This window comes from Methanosarcina siciliae T4/M (assembly GCF_000970085.1).
Lineage (GTDB): Archaea > Halobacteriota > Methanosarcinia > Methanosarcinales > Methanosarcinaceae > Methanosarcina > Methanosarcina siciliae.
The window spans coordinates 4,873,726-4,886,082 of record NZ_CP009506.1 but is presented as its reverse complement, the minus strand read 5'-3'; the positions used below and the strand labels follow the sequence as shown (position 1 = coordinate 4,886,082).

Annotated in this window: 11 protein-coding genes; 6 read left to right on the top strand and 5 right to left on the bottom strand. The window is 44.6% G+C overall.

The genetic code is table 11. The features are described from left to right. Positions 1-49: 49 nt before the first annotated feature. The gene (locus MSSIT_RS20425; RefSeq protein WP_048174295.1) at positions 50-376 is read left to right on the top strand and encodes a DUF2098 domain-containing protein; all 327 of its coding nucleotides are present in this window, start codon (positions 50-52) and stop codon (positions 374-376) included. 77 nt (positions 377-453) lie between these two features. Here the strand turns inward: MSSIT_RS20425 and MSSIT_RS20420 are convergent, their stop codons facing one another. After that, on the bottom strand, positions 454-1,887 hold the full coding sequence (locus tag MSSIT_RS20420) for a methanogenesis marker 14 protein (protein ID WP_048174294.1): 1,434 nt from the start codon (positions 1,885-1,887) through the stop codon (positions 454-456). 643 nt (positions 1,888-2,530) lie between these two features. Here MSSIT_RS20420 and MSSIT_RS20415 point away from each other — a divergent pair. Continuing rightward, positions 2,531-3,733 carry a Coenzyme F420 hydrogenase/dehydrogenase, beta subunit C-terminal domain gene (locus MSSIT_RS20415; RefSeq protein ID WP_048174293.1) on the top strand — a complete coding sequence of 401 codons (1,203 nt, stop codon included), beginning with the start codon at positions 2,531-2,533 and terminating at the stop codon, positions 3,731-3,733. 154 nt (positions 3,734-3,887) lie between these two features. Here the strand turns inward: MSSIT_RS20415 and MSSIT_RS20410 are convergent, their stop codons facing one another. Continuing rightward, entirely contained in the window at positions 3,888-4,499 is a 612-nt protein-coding gene (locus tag MSSIT_RS20410) for an OsmC family protein (RefSeq protein WP_197080308.1), read from the bottom strand. A gap of 407 nt (positions 4,500-4,906) precedes the next feature. On the opposite strand from MSSIT_RS20410, the gene gatC reads away from it, so the two are divergent. Genes gatC through gatB form a run of 3 tightly spaced genes read left to right on the top strand, consistent with a single transcriptional unit; the run spans position 4,907 to position 8,116 of the window. Continuing rightward, positions 4,907-5,188, top strand: a complete 282-nt coding sequence (gene gatC, locus MSSIT_RS20405) for an Asp-tRNA(Asn)/Glu-tRNA(Gln) amidotransferase subunit GatC (RefSeq protein ID WP_048174291.1) — start codon at positions 4,907-4,909, stop codon at positions 5,186-5,188. 12 nt (positions 5,189-5,200) lie between these two features. Continuing rightward, positions 5,201-6,628, top strand: coding sequence for an Asp-tRNA(Asn)/Glu-tRNA(Gln) amidotransferase subunit GatA (gene gatA / locus MSSIT_RS20400; protein ID WP_048174290.1), 1,428 nt, complete (start codon positions 5,201-5,203; stop codon positions 6,626-6,628). Next, the gene (gene gatB / locus MSSIT_RS20395) at positions 6,629-8,116 is read left to right on the top strand and encodes an Asp-tRNA(Asn)/Glu-tRNA(Gln) amidotransferase subunit GatB (protein ID WP_048174289.1); all 1,488 of its coding nucleotides are present in this window, start codon (positions 6,629-6,631) and stop codon (positions 8,114-8,116) included. A gap of 60 nt (positions 8,117-8,176) precedes the next feature. Here gatB and MSSIT_RS20390 read toward each other — a convergent pair whose 3' ends face one another. Then, positions 8,177-8,986 carry a nitrilase-related carbon-nitrogen hydrolase gene (locus MSSIT_RS20390; RefSeq protein ID WP_048174288.1) on the bottom strand — a complete coding sequence of 270 codons (810 nt, stop codon included), beginning with the start codon at positions 8,984-8,986 and terminating at the stop codon, positions 8,177-8,179. 345 nt (positions 8,987-9,331) lie between these two features. Here MSSIT_RS20390 and MSSIT_RS20385 point away from each other — a divergent pair, with 345 nt between their 5' ends. Continuing rightward, positions 9,332-9,868 (top strand): class I SAM-dependent methyltransferase, encoded by a 537-nt coding sequence (locus MSSIT_RS20385; RefSeq protein ID WP_048174287.1) that lies wholly within the window; start codon positions 9,332-9,334, stop codon positions 9,866-9,868. Between the two features lie 379 nt (positions 9,869-10,247). Here the strand turns inward: MSSIT_RS20385 and MSSIT_RS25440 are convergent, their stop codons facing one another. Together MSSIT_RS25440 and MSSIT_RS20380 are read right to left on the bottom strand one after the other, a co-directional pair. Then, the gene (locus MSSIT_RS25440) at positions 10,248-10,382 is read right to left on the bottom strand and encodes a hypothetical protein (RefSeq protein WP_261788950.1); all 135 of its coding nucleotides are present in this window, start codon (positions 10,380-10,382) and stop codon (positions 10,248-10,250) included. Between the two features lie 631 nt (positions 10,383-11,013). Continuing rightward, a complete protein-coding gene (locus MSSIT_RS20380) occupies positions 11,014-12,321 on the bottom strand; it encodes an S-layer protein domain-containing protein (RefSeq protein WP_048174286.1) in 1,308 nt (435 codons plus the stop codon). Positions 12,322-12,357 lie beyond the last annotated feature (36 nt).

Genomic DNA, 12,357 nt, shown 5'->3' with positions numbered 1-12,357 from the left:
ACTTGCAGGGCCTAAATGCCACCGTCCTGGAAGCCCCCGAGGTGAAAGCATGGCTGATGCCGAGGAAATCACAGCAGTAGGGCGCAACAAAAAACCCATCCGAGTAGGAAATGCTGTAAAATATGTAAATAGCGATACGGTGAGCAGGGTTATCGAGATAAAAAAGGACGAAGAGGGAAATGTTTGGGTCCTGCTCGAAAGTACCGACCTCTGGTACAGAGAAGAAACTCTGGAATATACGGATATCAAACCCACAGAAAAGAGAGAAGAGAGGGAGTTTACTGCCAAAGAACTGGAAGAAAGGTTCAGGAAAGAAAGAGAAACGATGCAGACCTACGATCTTGGAAAAGCCGGAGGAGGAGGAGCAGGAGGATAATTCTTCCTGTCAATTTTCCTGCCTGATTTTCATTCCTCAACTCCAATCTTTTTTAATTGCACTGCACAACTGCCAGTTCACTTTTCCTGCATTTTCATCCGCTGTGCAAGAATGCATTTCCCACCGTGTCTGCCGCCAAGCGGTTGTTGCGGTATTCCAAGGGAATTCATGCAGCGTGCCATTACTGCTGCACCTCTGGCAAGCCCGTCATCCACAAAGACCACTTTCCCATCGATTTTGGGAGCAAGGTTCATCTTCTCAAGGCAGCTCAGGATTAATTTTGGCTTATTCCCGGTAATTCCTGCCCTTCCTGTAATTCCGATAGTCGTATCTTCAAAAATGAGTCCTCCATTCTTTGCGATTTCTATAAGCCTGCAAACCACTCTGGCCATTACCTCGTCAATGACAGCATAAACGATAGGCAGCCCATGACTTTTACATATCTCCAGACCTATTGCGCTTAGTTTTCCCATGTTTGAGCCATTTTCGCCCACATCACAGCCTATAAGGGTTACACCTATCTCGTCGGCCGCATCAGGCCTTACAGGGACACTCCCGTACCGTTTTCTATCCGCAGGAACTTTTTCGATAATTATGAGTTCATCAATGCGCTTTGCATACTCTTCGATCGCTTTAGCCTTCATCTTCAAAGTAAGGAATGAAGGGGGTTTCTGTTTCTCAAAAACTTCCAGAGCAGTGCCTACTCTGGCATCAACAATTTTCGAGCCCCGAATAATAGCATCAGGAATTGCACCCGCATAACCGCAGAAGTTTCCGATTGTTTTTGCATACGGCAGGTCAGGGCTTGTAATCCTGCCGTCAAGGGTCGTTCCGAAGTCAATTGAAATGCAGGGGTTCCTGAAATCGACATCCGTCAGTTTAGCCGCTTCCTTGATCCCTGCTGTTGCAAGCTCCCCTTCCATTTCGTTTGCAACGATTTCAACACCTGTAGAGCCTATAGGAGGCATAACACCGGCTACAGCTCCGTCAAAGATGACTTTTTCCAGTTTACTGTATTTCTGGAGCTTTTTAGAGATATTCGAGATGGACATTGGAGGAGTCATGTTCTTTGGAGGGACTCCGGCCATCAGGCATCCATCCGCCAGGGCTTTGATAAATTCTCCCACTTCCTCCGGGGAATCAAAGCCTGCAACGACACCTGTTGAACGCACCACAAAGTTAAGGTCTGTCTTTATATCCAGGTTGGCCTTTTCCAGAGATTCGTTCAGGGTGCCCTTCACCAGTTCCGCAACGGATTCGCGTGTCAATTCCACTCCAGTAAGTGTTTTTCCGAATATGACTTCTCCGGATTTGGGAGGACGGACGTCCCTTGTCATCCGTACGACCTTGTTTATGATATGAGTCCTGCCCGTATCCATGTTGGTAGCTGTAAGGATACATTTGGTGGTTGTGTTTCCGACTTCTACGGAAGCCACGATAAAGAACGGTTTTGATTTGAGGTCGATCAAACGAACCTGAGGAGATTCTGCAATTCTGGGTTTAAGAGCCATTTTTTGTACCTTCCTGAGGGTCTGTGATTAAATGCAATTTGGAGATTATTATTTTTCAGGCTTTATCTGAAAAGACAATTTAAGCTTATTTGAAGGTTATTCAAGTTTATTCCAGATACATTCAAGTGTATTCCAAGTATAATGGAGTTTAGTTCAAAGATATCCAAGATTATTCCAAATATATTTGAGCTTATTCGAAGGTTAATTAGAGATTGTTCAGAGATTTATTTGAAGATCCCCAAACTTCAATAAAGCCGATGAGACTGGATTGAACATATCACTTTGAAGCCGAAATTTTAGCATCGGGACTTCCAGAGTGCTGCTTCTTCAGAACCCCGTAAAAAGATATAAACAAGACCATAATTTATCTGAAGTTTGAAGAAGGTATTAACCAGAGCCTATAATAACCTTTGCAAAAAGGTTAAAGTTGTCAACTAGCTTCGATTTCAATTCTGTTTTTACATTATATTCACATTTTATTTCTTAACCAGGTTATGTGAATCGGGTAATTCCGGATTCTACATGCCAGTAAGATTAAATTGCAACACATAATTATAAAGAGTATAAATTATAAAGGACATGATTATAAAAATGTATATATACTTATTACATTTTTCGTATCAACCTGAATTGGAGGCCATTAATGCCACTGGATCCTATCTGCAAGAAAATAATACCTGAAAACAGTGAATACATTTCGGACTACGGGGGAAAAACCTATTATTTCTGCAGTCCCGAATGCAAGCAAAAATTCGATGTACTGGAAAAGAGTGTCATTCGGCTCAAGCGAAACCTGAGTGAGAAGGAAAAGATTTCTTTCGGAAAACTGAAAAAAGACATCATAAAACCAGGAATCTGCACTCTTTGCGGATCCTGTGCAGCAAACTGTGAGTACATAACCATTGAAAACGGAGCCCCAAAACTGGTTGGGCCCTGCAAAGCCTGTGGGGTCTGCTATTACCAGTGTCCACGGACAATCACCACCGAAGAGGGACTGATCGGGAGCTTCCGATATGCCTACGCTGCAAAATCTGCCATTCCCGAAATGAAAGGTCAGGATGGTGGAGTTGTGACCTCTCTTCTCCTGTACGCCCTGGATGAAGGCCTGATCGACTGCGCTGTGGTCACAACCCGCTCAAAGGAAGAACCCTGGAAACCCATACCAAAAGTAGCAAAAACCAGGGAGGAGATTCTTGAAAGCGGGGGAAGCATCTACTCCCACTCAATGACCCTTGAAGCCCTGATGAGCGCAATCAAGCAGGGAATGCATAGCATCGCCTTTGTAGGAACCAGCTGCAACATCGACGCCGTCACAAAGATGCAGAAAAGTTCCTACGGCTTACTGCACCTCTTTATGAGGGCAAAAATCCTGAAACTGGGCCTCTTCTGCATGGACACCTTCGCCTATGAAGGAATTAAAGCTGTACTGGAAAGCTATGGGATCACACTCGAAAATGTGGAGGCCATGAAAATCCGGAAAGGAAAATTCGAAATTACGCTGAAAGACGGAAAAGAACATATTCTGGAACTCAGCGACTTCGATGAATACCGCAGTTCATCCTGCCAGTTTTGCACGGATCTTGCCTCTGAAAACGCAGACATTTCCTTCGGCGGCGTGGGCAGCCCCAAAGGCTGGACCACAGTCCTCACCCGCTCAGCCATAGGTTATGAAATCTTCAACGAGGCCGTAGACAACGGTTACATCGAAGCCCGGCACCTAACCGACGAAGAACTCGAAAAAGTCCTCAACCTCGCAAAAATGAAAAAGGTCCAGATGTACGCCCTACACATGAGGCAGAAAGTGGGAAAAAAGTGGGAAAAAAGTGGGACAAAAGCTATTTTTTAAGATAGAGCAAAAAATATAGAAAGAATAGTTCCTTCACTTTTTAATCCTCTTGAAAAGGGGGTCCCCATGTGGGACTCTCAAAAACTACTCCTAAAAGGAAAAGAGCCCGAATAGAGCCCTTCCGGATAGAAACCTGATACACTTCAACAGATCACTAGAGAAAAGACACCTGTTTATGGTTCTGATCTCCTTTTTTGAATACAATTTCGGGGATGATTGCAGCGGTCAAACAGTAATAACACGGACAACGCTGCTTTGCGATCTCATTAAATCTTTCGATTTCTTCCATGCTCATTCCGGAGTCGATTACGATTTCGAATTTAATACGTTCATATATAGGAATTGCAGGCTCCTGGAAAATTCCAAAGCTTGCACTTAAATCCATGTCGGCTCTGACCTTTATCTTTAATTGATTGAGGACTATACCTTCCATTGCAGTCCATTTAGCAAGAGAAGCTGCAAAACAGGACGCTATTCCGTACAGGCCATACTGAACAGGATTGGGGGCAGTTCCGCTGCCTCCGAGAGCTATGGGTTCATCCGATTGAATCAGGAACTCTCCTCCTTTTTCAGTTTTTATCGTTGTGGAAAATTGAGGCCCGGTCTTGCCTATCTCCCAGTTCCCTTCAAACTCAATCACTTTTTTAGTTTTTGAAGGGTCGTTTCTTGCCTTTTGAAGAGTCTCACTAAATTGATCCACTGCTACTCTATTTAGTATCACTTTTTCACATTGTTCCCGATCCACTGCTACTCTATTTAGTATCACTTTCTCACCTCGTTCCCAAATTTTTGAAATCTTTGGAATTTCAGGGTAATTCCATGAGACTTTCTAAGACCGATCTACGTAGACGGAAGAATCAATAAATTTGCAGATCTGAATTTGCAGAATATTGTTGCCGCAGAATAATTCCAGGCGTATTCTAGCCAGTATGAAAATAATTAGCATTGAGTGTAGCAGAAGAACAAGTAAGGAGTAACATTAACTGAATGATTGTCAGTATTTCAATTTGGTCTGAAAAATGAGAACAGTTACGCCAAATTATATTTAAAAAATACTTCCCCGCATACCCTCCGAAATGAGAATAGGAAGAATATATTTATTTCATAAACTGTTTCTATTATGGATAACTAACGGCATTCTATTTCGGATTATTCTATTTTTGAGGAATTTTAATGATCACAAAAGAGGATGTAGAACACATCGGTTGGCTTGCCCGCATTGAGATCAACGAGCAGGAAACAGTTGAGTATATGGAAAAACTTAACTCAGTTCTGGAGTACTTCGGGCAGCTCGACGAGTTGCCGACCGGAGACGTTGCTCCCACATATCATGTAGCTGAGATCTATAATGTATTCAGGGAAGATGTGGTGGAAGAATGCCTTTCGCAGGAAAAGGTTCTTGCAAACACCGAACACAAACAGGATGGGACCTTCAGGGTCCCGAAGATCGGCTGAGGAGATGTTTTGATGGCGAAATGGATGAGTGTTGCACAGGTTAAAGAGAAGATCAGGGAAAGCTCAGCCGAAGAAGTAACAGCCGAATACCTCGAAGCTATCGGAAAAAGCAAAATCAACGGTTATATAAAGGTTTCCCATAAAGCCCTCGAACAGGCAAAAAAGATTGATGTTGAAGGGTACGAAGGCCCCCTTGCAGGTGTGCCAATCGCAATAAAGGACAATATTTCCGTAGTAGGGCTTCCAAACAGCTGTGGCTCGAAAATCCTTGAAGGCTATGTTCCCCCATTCAATGCTCACGTAATCGAAAAACTTCTTGATGCCGGAGCCGTAATCCTTGGAAAAACCAACCTTGATGAGTTTGCAATGGGGTCGTCTACGGAAACCAGCTATTTCGGGCCAACCGCAAACCCCTGGGACATTGAAAGAGTACCTGGCGGATCTTCCGGAGGCAGTGCAGCAGTTGTTGCAGCCGGAGAAGCCCCTTTTGCCCTTGGTTCGGACACAGGTGGGTCTGTGCGCTGTCCTGCAGCTTTCTGTGGAGTTGTGGGACTTAAACCGACCTATGGGGCTGTTTCAAGGTACGGGGTTGTGGCTTACGCAAATTCCCTTGAACAGGTCGGACCTCTTGCAAACAACGTGGAAGATATTGCAGTCCTGATGGATGTCATAGCAGGTTATGACAAAAGAGATTCCACTTCCATTGACAGCAAAACAGAATACAGGAAAGCTCTTGTTGACGACGTAAAAGATCTGAAGATAGGGGTTCCGAAAGAGTTTTTCGGAGAAGGTATCCATTCGGGTGTGGAAAAAGCCGTATGGGACGCAATCCACAAATTTGAAAGCCTCGGAGCGACCTGGCAGGAAGTTTCGATGCCCAACATAAATTACGCTCTTGCTTCATATTATATCATTGCAATGAGTGAAGCGTCCTCAAACCTTGCCCGCTTTGACGGAACACGTTACGGATTCAGAGAAAATGGGGAAAACTGGCACGCAATGGTCTCAAAGACCAGAGCCGAAGGGTTCGGAACCGAAGTTAAGCGAAGAATTCTCCTCGGGACCTATGCGCTTTCTGCAGGTTACCATGACAAGTATTACCTCAAAGCTCTGAAGGTCAGGACCCTTGTCAAGCAGGACTTTGATAAGGCTCTCTCAACAGTTGACCTGCTCATGGCGCCGACCATGCCAAATCCTGCCTTCAAAATAGGGGAGAAGATTGAAGACCCGCTTACCCTCTACCTCTCGGACGTAAACACCTGCCCGATCAACCTCGCAGGCGTACCTTCAGTTTCCGTACCCTGCGGCTTTACTGACGGACTGCCTGTGGGACTCCAGATAATGGGCAAACCCTTTGATGAGCCGACTGTCCTTAGGGCAGCCTATACTTTTGAGAAGAATACCGATTACCACACAAAGAGACCTCCGGAGGTGGCGTAAATGGTCTACGAAAACCCTGACGGTATAAGGATCGGGCTTGAAATTCACGTCCAGCTCAACAAGCTCAAGACCAAAATGTTCTGCGGCTGCTCTACCGATTACCACAATGCAGCCCCAAACACCCATACCTGTCCTATCTGCCTCGGCCTGCCCGGAACACTTCCGGTCCTGAACAAAAAAACCGTGGAAGCAGCAATAAAGGTGGGGCTTGCCCTTGAAGGCGAGATTGCGGAAGAGACCCAGTTCCACAGGAAGAACTACTTCTACCCTGACCTCCCGAAAGGTTTCCAGGTAACCCAATACGACTATCCGATTGTCAGCAATGGAAAGGTCGTAATCGAAGGCGAAGACGGAGAACATGTTGTCGGGATTACAAGAGCCCATATGGAAGAAGACCCCGGGAAGCTTGTGCACATAGGGAGTATCGGAAAATCCAAAGGGGTCCTTATAGACTACAACAGGTCGGGCATGCCCCTGATCGAAACCGTTACCGAGCCGGATATGAGGAGCCCCAAGGAAGCCAGAAGGTTCCTTGACAAGTTCAGAAACATCCTCGAATACCTGGACATCTTTGACGGAAACCTTGAAGGGGCTATGCGTGTCGATGCTAACGTCTCGGTTCACTGGGGGACCAGGGTTGAGGTCAAGAACATCTCCTCCCACAAAGGAGTGGAAAAGGCTCTCCTCTACGAGATCATGCGCCAGAAGAACGTGATCCGCCGTGGAGGAACAATCGTGCAGGAGACCCGCCACTTCGATGAGGGCAGGGGTGTAACGCTCTCAATGAGGACAAAGGAAGAGGCAGAAGACTACCGCTACTTCCGTGAGCCCGACCTTATGCCTATGCGTATCACTGGCTGGATTCCTGCAATCAAAGAAACCCTGCCCGAACTTCCGGACGCTAAACGTGCCCGCTTCATTGAGCAGTACGGCATTACGGATATGCATGCAAGAGCCCTTACGTCCAAGATCATGCTCGCCGACTTCTACGAAGGAGTCTGTGCAAAAGGTGTTGACCCGAAGATTGCCGCCACCTGGACCGCAGACGTCCTCCTCGGAGAGCTGAACTACCGTGACCTTGCGATCTCTTCCTACGACGGCAAGACCATTGGCTTTATCCACGCAAAAGACCCTGAAGTAGAGAATTCTTTCAAGGGCGAGGATATGGTAGAACTGGTCACCCTTTTTGCCGAAGGCAAGATAAGTGACAGGGCTGCAGTTGAAGTCATCCGAGCCATTCTGGACGGCACGGAGGAAAAGGCTCCCTCGCAGATTATCGAAGAAAAGGGTCTTTTCAAAGCCGAAGACGACCTGGTCACAAAAGCTGTTGCCGAAACAATTGCCGAAAACGCAGCTGCAGTGCAGGACTATCTCGGAGGAACAGAAAAGTCCCTGAACTTCCTGGTCGGACAGGTCATGAAAAAGACAAAAGGTACGGCAGACGCAAAAACCGCACGCGAACTGATTGTGAAGGAACTTAAAGGGTAACCCGACGGGGTTAACCTTTTTTAACCACTTTTTGTCATCCGGATTCTTCAATTTTAACATTTAATAAAGGTCAGACCTGCGGTCTTCGAGAATAGAGCCTGTTTGCCTGATTTCTTTTGCTTTTTCCAGATCGATTTCTCCAAGAAGAACACACTCTTTTGTTCCAGCTTCTGCCAGAATGCGGCCCCAGCCGTCGGTAATAAAAGAGCCGCCTGGATAAGTTGAATACCTATCTTTTCCTACTCTGGTGCAGGCTATATGTGGCAGCTGGTTTTCAATAGCCCGGGAAATGGACATAATACGCCAGGGATATATGTAAAAGTCCGGTATATCGGCAGCTGAGACCAGAAAGTCTGCTCCTTCAAGGGCAAGTTTTCGGGCCACTTCAGGATACCTGATTTCATTACAAACTATAAGCCCCATAGAGAGTCCGTGTTTTTGCAGCCTGATAGGAGCTATGCTGTCTCCAGGTGCAAAATATTCCTTTTCAAGACCGTAAAGCTGGACTTTTCTACGGGTCCCGGTTAGCTTTCCGGATTCGATGCAGAAACCGAGATTGTACTGGGAAGGAACTTTTTTTTCCGAACTTCCTATACATGTTTCCTTCTGTTCTCTTTTTTCTATCATTGAGCCTGCAAGAATACAACCATATTCTCTGGAAAAGTCACGGAGAGCTTCAAGCGTGGGGCCGGAGGCAGTTTCAGCAACTTCCTCTATGTGGTCATAGCAAAAGCCGGTTGAGAAAACTTCCGGAAAGACGAGCAGCTCGGCTTCTCTTGAAACTGCTTTTTCTGCCAGGGAGAGGGCACGCTCAAGGTTTTCCTGTTTCGAACAAAGTGAGATATTCATCTGGATACAAGCTGCTTTCATAATCGTCTCCACAATTCATAAAGCACATCATGAATAATTACTTGGATACTTTATGAGGTAATTCTATTTTCCGATTTTAGATTAAGTTTTTGCGCTCCAGTATTTACCTCCGGAATTTGTACTCAGGTATGGCAGTGAAGGTTCAGGGTCTGAATAACTGCTACAGGCAGCGCTTTGATTACGTATGATCATGGATCTCCGTACACAACAAAAAATCATGAAAACTTTTCGTAGGCAAAATATAAGACATGTGAATCTCAAAATAAGTTTGAAGAAAAAAGCTGCTTATAAGAGAAAGATCTTAACCGTTACTGAATAATTGACTGAACATGAAAGGAGGAAAACATCACGGAAGAACCAGATTCTGATTTTCGATTCCATGCAACGACCCTTATCTTCAAGTTCCGGGACTTCTTTTTCCCCCGCAGGAAAATCCTGGAAGAGGCCGGGATAAAGCCCGGTTTCAAAATTCTTGATTACGGCTGCGGGTCAGGTTCCTATATCCGTGATGCCTCCGAAATGGTGGGCCCTTCAGGGAAAGTCTATGCTCTGGATATCAACCCGGTTGCTGTTGAGATGGTCCGGCATCTGGCTTCGATAAAACAGCTGAAAAACATAGAAACAATCCTTTCCGATTACGACACAGGTCTGCCCGGCGGAAGCCTGGATACAGTCCTCTTCTATGATACCTATCATACCCTGAACAAACCGGAACTTGTTATGAAAGAGTTGCACAGGGTCCTGAAACCGGAAGGAACCCTTTCATTTAGCGACCATCAGATGAAAGAAGAAGAAATTATGGAAAGTATAACCCGGAAGAGGTTATTCAAGCTGAAAAGGAAAGGAAAAAGGACATATTCCTTTAAAAAGGACGAAAATTAATTAACGGGCATGCGTGATCCTGAGATCTATGACCCAAAAACAAAAGAATAAAACAAAAGAATAAAACAAAAAAATAAAAAGGGAGAAATGAAAGAATCGGAACGCAGGAAAACACAGAGCTTACGGGTCAGAAGATAATTTTTCTGTAAATTTTCACTTTAACGTGATTCGACTTCCATCACCTTCTTTTGAGCATAAGAAGGAGCTGGTGCAAATCACTGTAATGGGAAGATTGATTTACATTTAGGAGGTTGGTTTGTTGGATTTTTGGAGGTTAGCTTAATAAAATAGCCAGATATTTTGTAGGATGGTTATAGAATGTTTTAATGAATTCCCTGACCTCTTCATAATGCGCTTTTTCCCGGTTCACTTTTCGAGTTTATGCTCTTGTTGCCGGAATGACCCCAAGGCTTTCCATGATTTTCATTTCTGCCGGGGTGACAAACGTACCATTGCCGAACAAAAACCCACGCAAAATAGGTTTTGGAGCTTCTACCTCTACTTTTTCTTTCATATTCTGGATCTCCTTTTCTTGTATTGGGGATTCCTGTTCATCGCAGGATGCCCGGAATCCTATTACCGTGTTTTAATATATATAATTTTCCTATGAAGAAGACGGATAGCCAGATCTGACAAAAAATCCATAAAAAATAGACTGAAACTTTCCGGATTCAGAAAGAAGAAAATAAAATTCCGAATTGCGGGCAGAAATCAGAAAGTTTCGTCTCATAGAGAGTCGATACTCGCCCTGGAAAAAAGACTTAGGACCCTCAAAACTCATCAAAAAAACCATTCAAAAGACAGATTCAACAAATTAACGCTTATTTTACTTGGCGTATCATTCCTTTTATCAATAATAGCTGGAGTATTATCTGACAAACAGAGAAAAACAAGAATTAGGTGAATAGATTTTCATGCGTCATCGGTTAAGTAATTCTCTTGCCTGAAAGCTATCGATTTTGCACCAGAAGCGGTCTTAAATTTTGGCCTTTTTGCATGGAATCGATACTCGGTTCCAACCTCCAATCTGGTAAAATGTCTGATAACTGTTGTGGAAATGGAGGCAATTTGTCATGATTCATCATTTAACCGAAGACGCATAAAGTAATTTAGAATTTACAGAACTTTCTGCACGCTATCCATTTTTAGATTTGATTCCTCTTAAAACAATAAACTATGCTGACCAGCGAGAAAATAGCCAGAAATCCTCCGAAACCTGAACTGGCTGCCGCTTCGCTGCTGGAAGATACAGGTGTTTCTGCTTCAGCCGGGACTTCAGATGAAGCTCCGTAAACCTCTCCACTATTTCCACTGGAGGTTTCGGTTATTGCTTTTGTCTGAGTGCTATTATCTTCCTGCACCTGAACGTTACTGGAAGCAGGGGATGAAGTATCGGTTCCTGCAGTGCCGGTTGCAGTGCCGGTTGCAGTGCCGGTTGCAGTTGCAGGACTTTGTTCTGCGAGAATGACTGTTTTTGCCGGGTAGATCACGTATCCTCCATTGCTTCCTTTTCCTTCATCAGAGGTCTTGAAATACCACTCGTCTGTAATGTTAGTCTTGCTGTCAGCGTCGACATTAATTGTTATTGCGTCGGAATTTGACATTACTATCAGGTTTTCAAGAGCCTGGTCTACTTCGAAATTGCCATATTCGTCCCCGGATTCGATTGAAAGAGGCTTGTCCTTATCTATCAGCCAGGTGTACTTGAACACTGCAAAATCGGTATCCGCACTTGCAAAAACAGAATCCACAAAGGTAACGAAATAAATATGTGTGTCATTGTCTCCGAATTCGGCATCTGCTGTAAATATCCTGTCATCTATCGTGCCGTCCGTGGAGATTACTGCAGTATCAAGTTCCTTACCATTTTGGTAAAGCGAAAAATAGCATTTGTTGCCGTTAACATCAATCCCGTTCAGAATAAGGCTGTACCCACCGGCAATATCCCAGGTTTCTCCTGCTTTGAGGGTTTTCTTGTCGCTGGCACCCTGCTGGTACAGCATCCTGGCAAGATGCGTTGCATCATTGTCGATAGTACAGTAGGGTTTACCAAAGAGATGCATCATGTAAAAGAATGATAGCTTTGTTACATTTTCTTCTTCGGAGAACACCTTATACTTCGAAGGAAACTGTTTGGTAGTATAAAAGAGTTCACCTTCATCGATTGTGCTGGCTGAAGGATTATCTTTACCCAGAGCAGGGCTGTTTCCTTTGTCCTCAAAATAAAGGTGCTCTCCAACCCCACTAACGTAATTACTGTACTTATTTGCATTGAAAGCAAAAGCCGGGAAGGTTCTGAAATCCCACGAGATATTCTGGGACTCCGTGCTCCCGGTATCAAGGGGAGCGCCCCTTATTTCAACCGACGCAGCAGTACACGTTCCTGCCAATGCAAGGATTAACGTTAGCACAAAGATAGCCAGAGCTACAGCTTTAAATCTCTTCAAGTTCATAAAAATTCTCCAATAGACTTTAGTTCTTGTTTTTCT

What these genes read in the sequence shown, in the direction of transcription:
- MSSIT_RS20425 (WP_048174295.1), top strand. Translation starts at nt 50, where the DNA reads ATGGCTGATGCCGAGGAAATCACAGCAGTAGGGCGCAACAAAAAACCC.
- MSSIT_RS20420 (WP_048174294.1), bottom strand. Translation starts at nt 1,887, where the DNA reads ATGGCTCTTAAACCCAGAATTGCAGAATCTCCTCAGGTTCGTTTGATC.
- MSSIT_RS20415 (WP_048174293.1), top strand. Translation starts at nt 2,531, where the DNA reads ATGCCACTGGATCCTATCTGCAAGAAAATAATACCTGAAAACAGTGAA.
- gatC (WP_048174291.1), top strand. Translation starts at nt 4,907, where the DNA reads ATGATCACAAAAGAGGATGTAGAACACATCGGTTGGCTTGCCCGCATT.
- gatA (WP_048174290.1), top strand. Translation starts at nt 5,201, where the DNA reads ATGGCGAAATGGATGAGTGTTGCACAGGTTAAAGAGAAGATCAGGGAA.
- gatB (WP_048174289.1), top strand. Translation starts at nt 6,629, where the DNA reads ATGGTCTACGAAAACCCTGACGGTATAAGGATCGGGCTTGAAATTCAC.
- MSSIT_RS20390 (WP_048174288.1), bottom strand. Translation starts at nt 8,986, where the DNA reads ATGAAAGCAGCTTGTATCCAGATGAATATCTCACTTTGTTCGAAACAG.
- MSSIT_RS25440 (WP_261788950.1), bottom strand. Translation starts at nt 10,382, where the DNA reads ATGAAAGAAAAAGTAGAGGTAGAAGCTCCAAAACCTATTTTGCGTGGG.
- MSSIT_RS20380 (WP_048174286.1), bottom strand. Translation starts at nt 12,321, where the DNA reads ATGAACTTGAAGAGATTTAAAGCTGTAGCTCTGGCTATCTTTGTGCTA.